The 13,489-nt window shown below is 44.2% G+C and carries 13 protein-coding genes; 7 read left to right on the top strand and 6 right to left on the bottom strand.

The genetic code is table 11. The features are described 5' to 3' along the window. The first annotated feature begins 47 nt into the window (after positions 1-47). The 4 genes from JJQ94_RS05150 to JJQ94_RS05135 all read left to right on the top strand — a co-directional run bounded on the left by JJQ94_RS05150 (position 48) and on the right by JJQ94_RS05135 (position 3,063). Positions 48-1,265 carry a choline transporter gene (locus tag JJQ94_RS05150; protein WP_099029499.1) on the top strand — a complete coding sequence of 406 codons (1,218 nt, stop codon included), beginning with the start codon at positions 48-50 and terminating at the stop codon, positions 1,263-1,265. 12 nt (positions 1,266-1,277) lie between these two features. Then, on the top strand, positions 1,278-1,979 hold the full coding sequence (locus JJQ94_RS05145) for a TorF family putative porin (protein WP_099029498.1): 702 nt from the start codon (positions 1,278-1,280) through the stop codon (positions 1,977-1,979). Between the two features lie 101 nt (positions 1,980-2,080). Then, positions 2,081-2,464: a VOC family protein gene (locus JJQ94_RS05140; RefSeq protein WP_099029497.1), complete on the top strand. Its 384-nt coding sequence runs from the start codon at positions 2,081-2,083 to the stop codon at positions 2,462-2,464. Between the two features lie 290 nt (positions 2,465-2,754). After that, positions 2,755-3,063, top strand: a complete 309-nt coding sequence (locus JJQ94_RS05135; RefSeq protein ID WP_099029496.1) for a cupin domain-containing protein — start codon at positions 2,755-2,757, stop codon at positions 3,061-3,063. A gap of 25 nt (positions 3,064-3,088) precedes the next feature. On the opposite strand, the gene JJQ94_RS05130 is transcribed toward JJQ94_RS05135, so the two are convergent. Next, entirely contained in the window at positions 3,089-4,024 is a 936-nt protein-coding gene (locus JJQ94_RS05130; protein ID WP_099029495.1) for a LysR family transcriptional regulator, read from the bottom strand. Between the two features lie 122 nt (positions 4,025-4,146). Here JJQ94_RS05130 and JJQ94_RS05125 point away from each other — a divergent pair, with 122 nt between their 5' ends. The 3 genes from JJQ94_RS05125 to JJQ94_RS05115 are packed head-to-tail and all read left to right on the top strand — an operon-like array spanning position 4,147 to position 8,062. Continuing rightward, positions 4,147-6,141, top strand: coding sequence for a ligand-gated channel protein (locus JJQ94_RS05125; protein WP_099029494.1), 1,995 nt, complete (start codon positions 4,147-4,149; stop codon positions 6,139-6,141). Continuing rightward, a complete protein-coding gene (locus JJQ94_RS05120; RefSeq protein WP_099029493.1) occupies positions 6,141-7,232 on the top strand; it encodes a PepSY-associated TM helix domain-containing protein in 1,092 nt (363 codons plus the stop codon). The genes JJQ94_RS05125 and JJQ94_RS05120 overlap by 1 nt, the downstream gene beginning before the upstream one ends. 2 nt (positions 7,233-7,234) lie before the next feature. After that, a complete protein-coding gene (locus JJQ94_RS05115; protein WP_099029492.1) occupies positions 7,235-8,062 on the top strand; it encodes a DUF4198 domain-containing protein in 828 nt (275 codons plus the stop codon). A 129-nt stretch (positions 8,063-8,191) separates the two neighbouring features. Here JJQ94_RS05115 and JJQ94_RS05110 read toward each other — a convergent pair whose 3' ends face one another. From JJQ94_RS05110 to JJQ94_RS05090, 5 genes are all read right to left on the bottom strand, one after another. Continuing rightward, a complete protein-coding gene (locus JJQ94_RS05110; protein WP_236596453.1) occupies positions 8,192-9,727 on the bottom strand; it encodes an ATP-binding cassette domain-containing protein in 1,536 nt (511 codons plus the stop codon). Positions 9,728-10,016: 289 nt separating this feature from the next. Beyond that, entirely contained in the window at positions 10,017-10,772 is a 756-nt protein-coding gene (locus JJQ94_RS05105; protein WP_099029490.1) for a DUF3307 domain-containing protein, read from the bottom strand. A gap of 38 nt (positions 10,773-10,810) precedes the next feature. Next, positions 10,811-11,419, bottom strand: a complete 609-nt coding sequence (locus tag JJQ94_RS05100; protein WP_099029489.1) for a hypothetical protein — start codon at positions 11,417-11,419, stop codon at positions 10,811-10,813. A gap of 229 nt (positions 11,420-11,648) precedes the next feature. Further along, positions 11,649-12,542 carry a PD40 domain-containing protein gene (locus tag JJQ94_RS05095; protein WP_099029488.1) on the bottom strand — a complete coding sequence of 298 codons (894 nt, stop codon included), beginning with the start codon at positions 12,540-12,542 and terminating at the stop codon, positions 11,649-11,651. After that, positions 12,539-13,375, bottom strand: coding sequence for an alpha/beta hydrolase (locus tag JJQ94_RS05090; protein ID WP_099029487.1), 837 nt, complete (start codon positions 13,373-13,375; stop codon positions 12,539-12,541). Before JJQ94_RS05090 ends, JJQ94_RS05095 begins: the two co-directional genes overlap by 4 nt. Positions 13,376-13,489 lie beyond the last annotated feature (114 nt).

Genomic DNA, 13,489 nt, shown 5'->3' with positions numbered 1-13,489 from the left:
CAACGGAGAAAAAATGAGTTACTTCTATCAATTTTGGGAGGGTGACAATGACAGTATGGCTTAGTGCAGGCATCATTTTCACTCTATTGGCAATTGCCTTTATTTTATTGAAGTGGGGGAATTTACAGTGCGTTGGCGTTACACCGGTTAAAACGTTCACTTTTATTGCAATCTTATTTACTTCTGGCCTAGATGTTGGCCTGATCATGTTTCCGCTTACGGAGTTTGCGGGTTACGCAGACATAAAAGCAAGCCCAGAGTATGCATTTACTAATCCGCTGGCCATAGAGTTTGGCTTTTGGGGATTTTTAATCTGGGGGTTCTACTTTCTTACGTGCTTTTATTTCTGCGTAATAGAGCCCAAAGTGAAATTCTTTGAAATTCCTTGGGTTAAATTCATTAATAACCTAGTTATTATCGGTACTTGTGCGTTTACCGCATTCTTATTGTTGTCTAATCTACCTTGGTATTTACCAAGCTTAGGTGACGGTGAGTCGGTTATTCCTAGTTTCTATTTGATAGTGTTTGCGGCGATTGCTTTTGCGGTTTATTCAAGCACCAGCCTGAAGTACGTGCGCTTTTTAAGCATTACGACGACTTGGGTCTTTATCGGTTTAATCGCCTTTATGTGGGCGTCAGCGTTTGTCTTTGGTGACAGTGCAATGTCGAGTTATACCAACAACTTGGCGTTGATCGGTGGGTATTTTGCCAATTTAGATCAGTTTGTGCTGCCACTGAATGACTATCACGAGTTTTATCTATTCTGGTGGTTTGCGTGGAGTATCATGATTGGGCAATTCACATCGCGTTTTGTCGGTGGTTTGAAAACCTATCAAGTGCTAGCGGCGATGTTGATTTTCCCGTCTATTCCAATCGCAGCATGGTTTAGTGTGCTTTATCACTACCATGAGGCTGGGATCCCAACTGCGGGTATTAAAAACTTTGCAATGGTCTTTGTTGGCGTGGTGTTTGTAATTAACTCACTCGACTCTTTGATCCGCCTATATACAGACAACCTAAACCTTACAGTTAGCCGTTTAGGAAAAAGAAACTATATTTTATTTAATATCGTGGCGTTATCACTGCTTACGCTGTTATTTAAACTAAACTTTTTACAGATCCAATGGGTTGGTGCGTTAGTCATAGGCTTGTTCTTCTCATGTTTTGGTTACATTGCATATAGCAAATACAAAACCGTGAGCAAGATTGATAGCTCGCCAAAAGACAACCTTATCGACTTTAGAAAAATTGAATCAGTAAACTAGGGATACAACTACATGACAACTTTAAAGAAAACACTTTGTGCACTCCCACTTGTACTCGCGTCTAACTATGCGGTGGCAGACTGGTCTGCAACGCTTACAGGTGCATCTGATTATACCTTTAACGGTGTGAGTCAAACGCAAAATGATCCAGCTCTACAAGGCAGCATCGATAAAGCCTTTGCTAATGGCGTGTATGCTGGGAGCTGGGCGTCTAACGTCGATTTTGGTGATGACACGGATCTAGAGTGGGACTTTTATGTTGGTCGCTTTATCGAGCTGAACCAAAGCTGGAGCCTTGACTATGGTATTGCTTACTACTCTTATCATGGTGGTGACAACTCAAGCGATGGTAACTACCCAGAGATCTATACTAAGTTTGGTTACGCGAGTGAGTTTGGCCAAACTGAGTTTAATTTTTGGTACAGCTGGGACTATTTCGGAACCGAAGCGGGTCACACTATTGCGATGGTAGCACATACTTTTGAAATTGCAGAAGGTCATGCATTACGAGCAAGCTTTGATATCTCCAATTCATTGGATGGCGATAAATATACGTGGGATGGTAACGATAAATCTTACAATCACTATCGCCTTGCTTACCAAACTGCATTTAAAGGGTTTGATATTGAAGTGGCGGCTGAAAACACGAGCTTAGATTGGGATACGGCTGATGAACGTATCGTACTTTCTGTGTCGAGAACATTTGATTTGTAACTCGCATTAAGATGTGATGATTGTAATACCAGCCTAACCTAGGCTGGTATTTTTTTGCCTACAAGGCACAATGATTCAGTATTATTATAAGGATGATGATTATGAATCTTAACCAAGTTACCCTGCCCGTTGATGATATGGATGCAGCTTGTCAATTCTATCGAACGCTAGGTTTTACTCAAATTGTTGATACACCTCACTATGCTCGATTTGAATGCCCTGAAGGTAATGCAACCTTCTCCTTATCGTTAGAAACGCCTCCCATCAATAATGGTGCGGTTATTTACTTCGAGCATGAACAATTAGATGAGTGGGTCACTGAGCTTGAGGCCCGGGGTATCATATTTGAGCAACTGCCGACAGAGCAGCGCTATCTGTGGCGAGAAGCCATACTGTTTGACCCCGCAGGGAACAAGATCAAATTGTACTGGGCTGGTGAAAATCGACTGGATCCTCCTTGGCGTGTAGAACTTAAAGGATTTTAGTAAGTTCACTCTTGTTTATTTAATGTTAAATTTTGTTTTACAAACATTGTTAAATTGTGTAACTTTAATGGTGACTGTACAACTGGGTAAGAAGTCCGAGTGGAGTCGCTTAAGTTAGGGGATTTTTCACCAATCGCCTGATGGATTGTTTTGAAAGATTGAGAACGACGTATTGAACATTTCTACAGATCAAGTTGTACCATTCTCCCAATTTGCCGTTGCCAGATAAACGGATGTGCTGTTGCGGCAAATTATTTCTCTATCCTTGACTAATTGCTAGTTTCAAGCCTATGAACTTTCTAAAAGATATTCCAGCTGATGTAACCGAAGAAATTTTTGAAACGGTGCTGTCTCATCCAAATATTCGTATTGAACGGATAGTATCAAACGGTCATACCTCTCCAAGCGCTGGATATTACGACCAAGACGAAAACGAATGGGTACTGGTATTAAAGGGTTGTGGTGAGTTGACTTTTGATGACGGTAAAATAGTAACCTTAAAGGCGGGTGATAGTCTTAATATTCCCGCACATCAAAAGCATAAAGTAAGTTATACAGACACTTCTGAGCCAACTATATGGCTCGCTATTTTTTATTAACTACCAAAGTTCAACTGAGCGAAGCTTAGATAAAACTGAAGTCGCCAACAAACACTTGGTTGTCGTTGGAAACTTGGGTAAACCACTCTTTTAGGCTTTCAATTGCAGCGGTTGTTTTTGCCGCAACGGTATCGCGATGCGGCGTCACGGCGTAAACGCTATATTTTTGTAATGACCAGTCTGAACATAGCCGTTTTAGCCTCCCTGATGAAAGGTGATGCCTAATTTCGGGTTCCGGTAATACCCCATAGCCAATGCCATCTAGAGTGAGCTGAATGCAAGCCTGCATATTATTCACCATAAAGCGCGCTGTCGGCAGCGCTACTTGCTGATGGGTTTGTTGGTTGCTCAAATGGTAGGGGTGTAGTTTGCTACTCGAATGACCAATCAAGGCGTGAGGTGCTAAGCTGTCTGGGTGCGATATATTGAGTTGTGCCAGTGGATGATGGCAACTGACACAGGGGATCAGTTGCCAGTCAGCAAGGTGACGGGCAATAAGGTTTGAGTCCTGTAAAGGACCGATACAGATAGCCAAGTCGACGCCCTCAGTAATGATGTCAATGGGCTCGTCGGTTAGGATTAAATCGACTTTTATTTGTGGAAACTGCTCACTCAAGTAGCGCAGTGGCTTACTGAGTAGCCCTCCTCCAAACCCGATGGGGGCAGAGATCTTCAATATGCCAGATGGCGTATGTTGTAATAACTCAAGTTCATGCTCCGCTTGCTCTGCGGTTTGCAGTATTTGTATCGCGGATTTGTAATAGATAGAGCCCGCTTCGGTGAGCGTGAGGTTACGAGTATTTCGATTAAATAAACTTAGGCCTATGTCTTGCTCTAATTTGCTGATCTGCTGGCTGACGGCCGAGGTGGTCATATGCAATAAGTCAGCGGCTTTACTCATACTGCCAGCTTCTACCGTTTTTGCGAACACTTTAAGTCCGCGAGTCAATTTCTGATTCATTGTTAAGACCTGCTTAAAATACCTTTAAGAAAAACCGCATTGCTCCAAAATACGCAATCATCATACCATTACAAATGAAAATAATTGTTATTTATCTTGTATTCTATCATGGAGGTTTCTCGATGTTGATGGTCTGTCGTAGTTTGGCGCCACTCTCTTTAGCTGTTGCAGCTGCCCTGCCTTTTTCCTCACTAGCACAAAGTGATGCAAAATCAGAAATAAAAGAAGAGGTGGAAGTGATCGTCGTATCCGCTTCTGGATTTGAGCAACTGCTAAAAAATGCGCCGGCATCTGTTAGCGTTATCAATCAAGAGGAGCTACAGCAGCGCTTTTATCGAGACCTTACCGATGCCATGACAGATGTCCCGGGAGTTGTAGTAACTGGAGGCGGAGACAGGGAAGATATTAGCCTTCGCGGCATGGGCAGTCAGTACACGCTTATCTTAGTCGACGGGCAAAGACAAAGTTCGCGTGAGACTCGGCCAAATAGTGACGGCCCTGGTGTTGAAGGTGCATGGACGCCTCCTGTTGCTGCCATCGAACGTATTGAAGTTGTGCGCGGGCCTATGTCTTCGCTGTATGGCTCTGATGCAATTGGCGGCGTAATTAACATCATCACTAAAAAAACGCCTGACGAGTGGCATGGAGAAGTCAGAGTTGATGCAACCAGCCAAGAAAACAGTCGCTCAGGTGATATTTATCAGGCTAATTTCTTTGCCGCCGGCTCGCTAATCAAAGATACCTTAGGGGTACAAATTTACGGCCAAACTACGCACAGAGATGAAGACGAAATCGTGTCTGGCTTTAGAGGTCGCGATGCAGATACGCTGAAGGTAAAACTGGCCTATACACCATCAGATGAACACGAATGGTTATTGGATTATGGCATTGCCTCACAAACGCTTGATGCAACGCTAGGTAAAACGATAGCACCGCTTGCGCCAGGTGAGCCGTGTGGCCGTCGTGGCTGTCCTGAGTCCACCACAACCGAATACGATAGTGAGTCAATCTCTTTGACGCATAACGGTTACTGGTCATTTGGTAGCTCTCGTAGTTACGTAAAACATGAAGAGTTTGACAATAAATCCCGTGAGATGACGGTCAAAAACGTAGACTTCCAGTCTCTTTGGACGTTACCGCTTGGCGAGTCTCATACTAGCTCAATCGGTGTCGCTTATCTCAATGAAGACTTGACCGACAAAACCAGTAACCGCATTAGTGATTTGCAGCAAGTCGACAACGATCAGTGGTCGGTATTTGCTGAGGATGAGTGGCGCATCGTTGAGCCATTTGCCCTGACTATGGGGCTACGCTACGACAAAGACGGTAACTTTGGCGGCCACGTTAGCCCGCGCTTATACGGTGTTTATACTGCATCAGACGCGGTGACGGTTAAAGGTGGGATCTCAACCGGCTTTAGAGCGCCGAACTTGCGTCAAAGTACTGCGGCATGGGGCCAAGTGAGTCGTGGTGGCAATATTTATGGTAATCCAGATTTAAGCCCTGAAACCTCAATTAATTACGAGGTAGGCGTATACGTTGAGCTTGCTAAAGGGATCAGCACCTCAGCAACGGTATTCTATAACGAGTTTGACGATAAAATTTCACGGGTTTCATGCCCACTAACTCAATGCACGGACGGCCCTAACGAGTTTGGCTCGTTACCGACAACCTATGTCAACGTTGATGAAGCTGTAACCCAAGGTGGTGAAATTAGCTTCTCGGGTCAATTGACTGAAAAACTAAAGCTTAGCGCAAACTATACCTACACAGATTCGGAGCAAAAAACCGGAGTGTATGCTGGTAGCCCATTAAACCAGTTACCTAAACATCTATTCCAAACTTCGCTTAATTATCAGTATTCGGATGAGCTGAGCACGTGGTTACGCTTCCATTATCGTGGTGAAGAAAGCCAGCCTGTAACAGGGCCTTCTCAAAGTAGCTTAGTCGCACCTTCGTATAACCTAACTGATTTAGGTGCAAATTATCAGCTGAACGAAGCGATCAAGCTTGGATTTGGGATTTACAACCTCTTCGATGAAGAAATTACTGAAGCAGATTACGGCTACTTTGAAGATGGTCGTCGCTATTGGGCTTCATTGGCGTGGAGCTTTTAATGACGCGAGCTCGCTCAGCGGCTAAGTCTTCGAGTCGGCGACTTAAAAAGCTGTTTGATTGGCGTACTTGGCATTGGATGAGCTCTGCCGTGTGTTTGGTGGGAATGCTGCTGTTTGCCGTGACTGGGATCACCTTAAATCACGCAAGCCAGATAGAAGCTGCGCCTACTACATATGCTAAAGAAGCGGTTCTGCCAAGCGCTCTGTTGACCCAGCTTAACGCGGCGGCAGGGCAAACAGCGCTGCCACACAGCTTTCAATCTTGGTATCAGTCACACACAGGCGCGGCGTTACCTGCACTACAGCAAGTGCAGTGGAGCGAGTACGAATTGTATGTTGCGCTGCCAAGAGCTGGTGGCGATGGCTGGTTTAGCATCGCCCTTGATAGCGGTGAGTTTTATCAAGAGATCACGGATCGTGGTTGGGTATCATACCTTAACGATCTTCACAAAGGACGTAATACAGGATTTGCATGGCGTATGTTTATTGATTTGTTTTCAGTAGCTTGTGTAGTGTTTTCACTCACAGGGTTATGGCTTTTATACAAGCACTCTCGAGGAAGAAAGTCGACTTGGCCGCTCGTCGCAGCAGGCTTTGTATTGCCTGTTTTAGTGCTGATGGTACCCGCGCACGCTAAAGCTGATGAAGTTGAAATCACGATCCCGCGCTTAAACGTTGCGGAATATCATCCACCTTATGTAGCAGTATGGCTGGCGGACGGCAAACAACAGCGAGTTGCCGATATTGCCGTTTGGTATGACGTTAATATGGCGGATAAAGAAGGTGAAAAGTGGCTAAAAGACTTACGCCTTTGGTGGCGCAGAAGCGGTCGTAGCCTATCCATGCCTGTAGATGGCGTGACTGGTGCTACAAGGCGTCCAGGTACGGCAAAGATTGATTTAACCCCTTGGCGCGATGAGTTTAAAGCTTTACCTGCGGGTGAATACACGCTGTTTGTAGAGGCTGCTCGTGAGCTTGGAGGTCGTGAAGTATTGAAACTGCCTGTGACTTTACCTATCACTGCGCCTGTCACTGTGATTGCAGAAGGTAAATCTGAACTCGCTACAACAATTTTAACAATGGAGCCTTAATCGTGAAAATTTCAACGTTAGTTTCTGGTGTCTTAGTTGCCTTAGCCGCATATAGCCCGTTAAGTGAAGCGCACCGAGTATGGATAAAGCCAAGTACCACAGTGGTGTCTGGTGACAGCGAATGGATCACGTTTGATGCTGCCATCGCCAATGGGATCTTTAACCCAGATCATTATGCTTATCCACTAGAGCGCCTATTCGCACTGTCTCCTTCTGGTAGCAAAGTCGAGCTTAAGAACGCCGCAAAACTTAAGTATCGTAGTGTGTTTGACATTGAGCTCAATCAGCAAGGCACTTACAAAGTGTTTAATCAAAGTCGTTCGCTGGTGGCGCGCTGGACTGATGAAAACGGTGAAAAGCATTACTGGCCAGGACGCGGCAAAGTTGGCTCAGTAGAGGCCTTTAACAAAGAAGTACCAAAAACGGCAAAAGATTTAAGTGTGACCGACGTTGCAAGACGATTAGAAGTCTTTGTAACTTTGGGTGCGCCAAATAACACCGCGCTTAAGCCAACGGGCAAAGGGCTAGAACTAAACCCGGTTACTCATCCTAATGATTTGTACACCGGTGAACCAATTACCTTGCAGTATACGATAGATGGTGAACCTGCAAAGGGTGCAGAAGTGATAGTGGTACGTCAAGATGAAAAGTACCGTGATAACAGTCAACCAAGCAAATATACAACGAATGCCAAAGGTGAAGTGACGCTAACACTATCTGAGCCAGGCATGTATTGGTTTGAAGTGGAATATGAAGACGACAAAGCACAAGCACCCGCCACAAAACGTGCCGGCAGCTATGTCACTACCCTCGAGGTATTAGCGCTTTAACCCATCGTCCCCATGTGGTTTGAGATGTGCAGTCGTCTCAGCCCATTTAATTTAGTGGTCATAACAGAGACGCCACTAAGTGCCCAAAGGGGGAGGCGTTCCTTCCTCCCCCTTTTCTTCCTTCTATGATTATTGATCACGCAGCGGTAGAGTTTTTATGTTGGTAAGCTGAGTGCAAAAATACTCATTGTGAGAGACCAGTATAAATCCACAAGGAAGCTGATTAAGCATAGCAGCAAGCTCTTCTTGTGCTTCAAGGTCGAGGTGATTATCCGGCTCGTCAAGCAGTAAAAAGCCTTGTAGTTGCACTGCCAGCACGATGGCCGCTTTCATTCTCTCGCCACCACTGAGACTCGTGATAGGTCCTGAAATCTTATCTAGATTCAGACCAACGCTTGCAAAGCTGGTGATTATATTATGATGTGGCGTGTCAAGTGAGCGCTCGGCAATATCTAAAACGCAAGGGCCCTGCTCAAGCCAAGCGCAATGCTGATCTAAGTTAACACATGTTGCTGGGCGCTGAATTTCTCCGCGCTTTAACTCTAGCTTACCCGCAAGGGTTTTAAGCAAGGTCGATTTTCCGATGCCATTTTCTCCAATTACCCTGAGCTTTTGTGTTGTATCCGCAAAAAGGTTCAGTGTCTTTTCCGGTCCAAAGCACAGTTCGGCTTCACATAAGCGGATCTTTTCTTTCGCTCGAAAAGCTGAATTAAAATGAAACTGCTGTTTGTCTTCTCGATAGTAAACTGCATTTTTCTTAACCCTATCTTGAGCTTGCTGAATTTTATGGGTTTGTCCGGCATGACGCTTACTCCCCCTGTCTGACTTAAAGTCAGTAACCAGTTTACTTTGGCTACCAGCGCGCACTTGTGCTTTTCCTTTATTAGCCTGCCGTTGATGTTGCAGATCCGCTGCAATCATGGCTTGTTTAAGTGCTTTTTGTGCCGCGCGATTTGCCAAGTGTTGTTGTTTTTGTCGATCTTGAGTTTGAAGTAGTGTCTCTCTAAAGGCGTCAAATCCAAGCGAGTGATGAGTTAGCTCCCCCTGCTTTATGTGCAGTATATGGTCGGCTGCATCCAATAAAATAGGATCGTGTGTGATGACAACCACACCATGTTTGTGGTTCTTTAGTCGCTCAGTTAGCCAGTGCTTATTGATGCTGTCCATGTGGTTACTCGGCTCATCCAGTAATAGTATTGCAGGCTGAGATTGTAGTATCTCAATATAAACTCGCATTCGCTCTCCTGGACTAAGCCTTGTAAAGGGGGTTTCCAAAGTGAGTTCTAGCGGTGCAAGTGTTGCTTGCCAAGTTGATTCTAACTGCCAATCATCTGAGATTAAGTCAAAATCGTGCTCAGAGGCTACCCCCTGATGGGCTCGATGCAGTGCTACTAGCTTCTCTTCAAGCCCGAGTAGTTCAGAAACGGTGGTAAAGCGGTTAGTCGCATCTTGTGGGAGATAAAAGCATTTCCCATGACTTTGGCGCTCGCCCGAGGTTAGAGGCTGTTCACCGGATAAGACTTTGAGTAAGTGTGATTTTCCCGCCCCATTTGGGCCCGTTATCGCAATAAATTGTCGCTCTATTGTTAAGTCGACATCGCAAAATAAACATTGACCATTTGCAAGCGTCAAGCTTGCTTGCTTTACCTGTATCCAAGGCATCATTCTGCTCCTAGTTGCTGCAGGGCAAAAGGCTAAGAGACTCGTAAAAAGCAATTAACAGCAGAACAGAAAATGAGTCTATAGATTGGTCTGAGAAGCCTCAAAGATAACCATAAGCCTTGCACTGGAAATTAATAATAAGTTCGTCAGTTACAAAGGGCTTAGTTATTCATTGTGATGGCAACTCCTAATGAGGAAATAAAACGAATAGAGGCAAATAATTAGCGATAAATTGTGCCTACATTTATTTTGCAGGCACTAGATTAAATGTCAAGGCGCGGAATTGATTAAATTACAATTGAATGGGCATAAATGGTTTGATTAAGGCGCCGACCACAAGGGCCAGCAACACACTGACAAGCGTGCCCAACATCACGTATTCGGTGAGCTTTCTGTCTTGGCTTTGGGTTAGATCGCCAAAGCGAAATACCGATTTAGCGGCGAGAATAAAGCCGATAGCAGCCCAACTATCCAGTAATACGCAGCTCAGTAGTAATACACGTTCAAGCTGACCAATTAAACTTCCTGCTTGCGGCAGGCTATCAAGAGCTGAATTATTGAGTTGCCAACGCTCAAGCAGCATGCTGGTGAATATCGATGCGGGATGCAATACCATTAAATAGCCCACAACCAATATCAGCAGCTGGACATTGGCAAAAGGCTTTGCAAAGGCACTGAGCGCAATCTCAGGCTCTGCAATTTGCCAAGTGACGGCCACTAATATGGCGATATGTGCACATTGGTCTAGCACAAAAGGAATAACGCCTTTGCTAGAATAGGATTTAGCTAAGTCGATACAATAGTGGCTAATACCTACCGCTAGCGCAAAGAGCAACGCATTCCACTGTGCTCCCCAAAACAAAGTCGACTGCCAAAGTAGGATGATTGCAAGTGCAGCCCCGCCATGCGCGACACTATGCCACAACAACTTGATGGACTTATAGTGATGGGTATTTCTGTCATGCACCCAGCTCATAGGTTGGAGGTAAAAGTCAGTGATTGTGTGGCCTATTACTAACCACAATAACAATACTTGCCATTCGTTCATTAAGTCCACCTCGTGATATTTAAGTGTTGAGCATTCGACTATTGGTGTGAGCGTGCAATTGCTAAAAATTGATCTAATAAAGCATAATGTGCGCTATTGAGTAACTTAGTCACATTCACCCGACTGGTGTTGAGTTGTTTTGCAATATCGGCATGGCTCAACTTAGGGTGTGAAATATGAATAAAAGCGGCCTCTGCTTGTTTTTGGGTTAAGTTCGAAAGTAATAAATCCACGAATGCAAGGTTTAATGCAAAGTGGGCATTGCTGTCATTGTTATACTTGAGTCTTACTTGTCCTATTGCGTCCAACCCTCGGCCTGCTAGTACCAGCGCAGCACCTGTTGCGGTTGATAAATCTGCTGCTGTGATATTGACTTCACCGATCGCGAGGCTGAGTCTGGCATCGCTATGTCGGCTAATTAAAAACAATCGTAGCCGTAATGCCACATTGAACAGTTTCGTAGCATCTGGCAACACAAGCTGAAAGCCGTCGCCGCGGTAAAAACTATAATAGCCCTGCTCCGCAGTCGCGATTTCAGCTAAGTAATCCTTTAACTCGCTTTGCAGCGATGTAAGTTGTAATTGTGACAGTGATTGTGAGCCGACAATGTCTGCTGTGATCACTGCACCTTGAGGTATTGATGTCATAAAGGTAACTTAATTTGGTTACATTTAGATAAGTAACTAATATTGGTTACATTTATTTTGGTCTGAAGCTGGATAAAAAGCAAGCAGTCGGTAAGGTTTGTTCGCTTTGGTAGTATTTTACCAAAGCGAACGCAGGTATGGAGGCAGACAAAGCTTCCGTATATGTGAGAAATAGGCATTTATCACATACGCTAAGGATTACATTGTTAAAATATTTAAGATTTTGTTTTTATTGATTTTTGTTTCTAATTTCATCAATGATTTTAGCGTCCACCCAATAGATGTCGACGTTGTTATTTGCTTTATCAATAGCACGGTTGAACAGTAGGTATTTGCCATCTGAGGTGACCGTTGCATAAGCATCCCACTTATCTGAATTAACGTTTTCCCCCATATTTATTGCAGGCCCCCATATTCCATCAGGTTGCTTAAAGCTGATATACAGATCGGAGTCACCAAAACCACCCTCACGCTCACTATCCCAAATTAAATAGCTTTCGTCTGGCGCTATGAAAGGGTGTGCTGATTTTTTCCCTGAGTTAATTTCACTGCTTAAGAGTACTGGTTCTTGGCGCATACCATCTTTTACTGTTGAAATTCTAACCGTATTCATTTGCTTAAAATTATCAAATACATAGGTTCCAGTTGCTGAAGCGGACAATCGCATTATCCCCCATTCAGGGCGGTCAAACATGACTCCCAAGCTGGTAAGTTCAGACCAATCATCACCTGCTTTGTCTTTGTATTTTTTTGCCATGTGCATGCGTTTACCATCTGGTGAAAAGCTTACCTCTCCGGTACGAGGAAACTCAGTGTATTTCACCCATTTATTATTGATTAGTCGAAAACCAATGACAGTTGGACGAAATCCAGTTTTATTTTCAGTGGTGTATACACCACGATCTAAGGTGAAATAGAACTCTTTCATGTTTGGAGCAAATACGCCTTCTAGCTCCCATCCCGACTTAGAGATAATTCCAGGTGCGAAAGGTTCTGCTTTTAATCCAGGAGGTTTTTGTCCCATTAAAGGACCTTCCAGTATAGGGAATTCGTCTTGTGCCGAAGCTCGATGACCGAGAGAAGCAACAATCGCTAGTAAAAGAAACATCGGTGCTAACTTCATTGTTGACTACTCCCATAAATAGACTTTAACCAATTGATACTACGGATTACGGTTTCAGGGAAAGCGGTTTGATGTGTGCCATCGGGCATTGTCTTGTGCAGTGATAAGCTGTCACTTTGCTTGCTTTTTAGATAGTCGATAAATGCGTCGATTTGCGGTGCTAACTTATGTTCGTCTGTACCAACAGAGATAAACACTTTCCCTTTGAGTGGTTGTTTGGAGCTAGAGAGTGTTTTTAGCGCATCCAGTTGTCTAACAGATGGACTGCCTAACATATAGTTGTCAAAGGTATTTGGCTGGGTGAGCAGTATATAGGCGCCAAATAGTCCACCGAGTGAATAGCCAAAATAACTGCGACTATTGGACTTTACCGAGTAATTGCTTTCAACATACTTAATAACTTGATTGCGAATAAAGGCCGCGTGGGCATTGGCTTGGCCAAATTGGTACTTTTGCTGATGTTCACTGTTTTTTGACTTTGTAAAAGAATAGTCAGCGTAACGGCTAACAAAAGGGCCTTCTTCTTGAAGCTGTGTGGTGTTGATATTTTTCCGCCACGAGATACCGACGAGGATCACTTCATCGAACAAAAAGAAGGTTGCCGAAGACAATGCTTCGATATGCCATACCGAATCGGTAAAGTAGAGCACAGGGTAGCTTTTATCTTTTGAGTATTCCTCAGGTAGCTTGATATAAAGCTCATATTGATGGCCGGTAGTGATATCTTTTAGTGGCACAACTTGCGTTCCGGGCATTGCATATTGCGGTACTTCACTGGCATGTAGCAAGCTACAGAATAGGAGTAATATCAGCATAAACAGCAAACGTTTCATCACACATTTCCTTCTTTCATGTTATTTTTAGACTAGTGAATAAGTATCTCGTACTGGCAACTTAGCAGCTGAGAACAAAAATGCATGACGTTTACATGATGTTGTGCTGAATTG

The sequence above is a fragment of the Pseudoalteromonas sp. GCY genome (genome assembly GCF_016695175.1).
Classification (GTDB): Bacteria; Pseudomonadota; Gammaproteobacteria; order Enterobacterales; family Alteromonadaceae; genus Pseudoalteromonas.
This window is presented reverse-complemented; position numbering and strand designations above follow the sequence as displayed.

Coding starts and splice junctions, on each gene's coding strand:
- JJQ94_RS05150 (WP_099029499.1), top strand. CDS start 48: ATGACAGTATGGCTTAGTGCAGGCATCATTTTCACTCTATTGGCAATT.
- JJQ94_RS05145 (WP_099029498.1), top strand. CDS start 1,278: ATGACAACTTTAAAGAAAACACTTTGTGCACTCCCACTTGTACTCGCG.
- JJQ94_RS05140 (WP_099029497.1), top strand. CDS start 2,081: ATGAATCTTAACCAAGTTACCCTGCCCGTTGATGATATGGATGCAGCT.
- JJQ94_RS05135 (WP_099029496.1), top strand. CDS start 2,755: ATGAACTTTCTAAAAGATATTCCAGCTGATGTAACCGAAGAAATTTTT.
- JJQ94_RS05130 (WP_099029495.1), bottom strand. CDS start 4,024: ATGAATCAGAAATTGACTCGCGGACTTAAAGTGTTCGCAAAAACGGTA.
- JJQ94_RS05125 (WP_099029494.1), top strand. CDS start 4,147: ATGTTGATGGTCTGTCGTAGTTTGGCGCCACTCTCTTTAGCTGTTGCA.
- JJQ94_RS05120 (WP_099029493.1), top strand. CDS start 6,141: ATGACGCGAGCTCGCTCAGCGGCTAAGTCTTCGAGTCGGCGACTTAAA.
- JJQ94_RS05110 (WP_236596453.1), bottom strand. CDS start 9,727: ATGATGCCTTGGATACAGGTAAAGCAAGCAAGCTTGACGCTTGCAAAT.
- JJQ94_RS05105 (WP_099029490.1), bottom strand. CDS start 10,772: ATGAACGAATGGCAAGTATTGTTATTGTGGTTAGTAATAGGCCACACA.
- JJQ94_RS05100 (WP_099029489.1), bottom strand. CDS start 11,419: ATGACATCAATACCTCAAGGTGCAGTGATCACAGCAGACATTGTCGGC.
- JJQ94_RS05095 (WP_099029488.1), bottom strand. CDS start 12,542: ATGAAGTTAGCACCGATGTTTCTTTTACTAGCGATTGTTGCTTCTCTC.
- JJQ94_RS05090 (WP_099029487.1), bottom strand. CDS start 13,375: ATGAAACGTTTGCTGTTTATGCTGATATTACTCCTATTCTGTAGCTTG.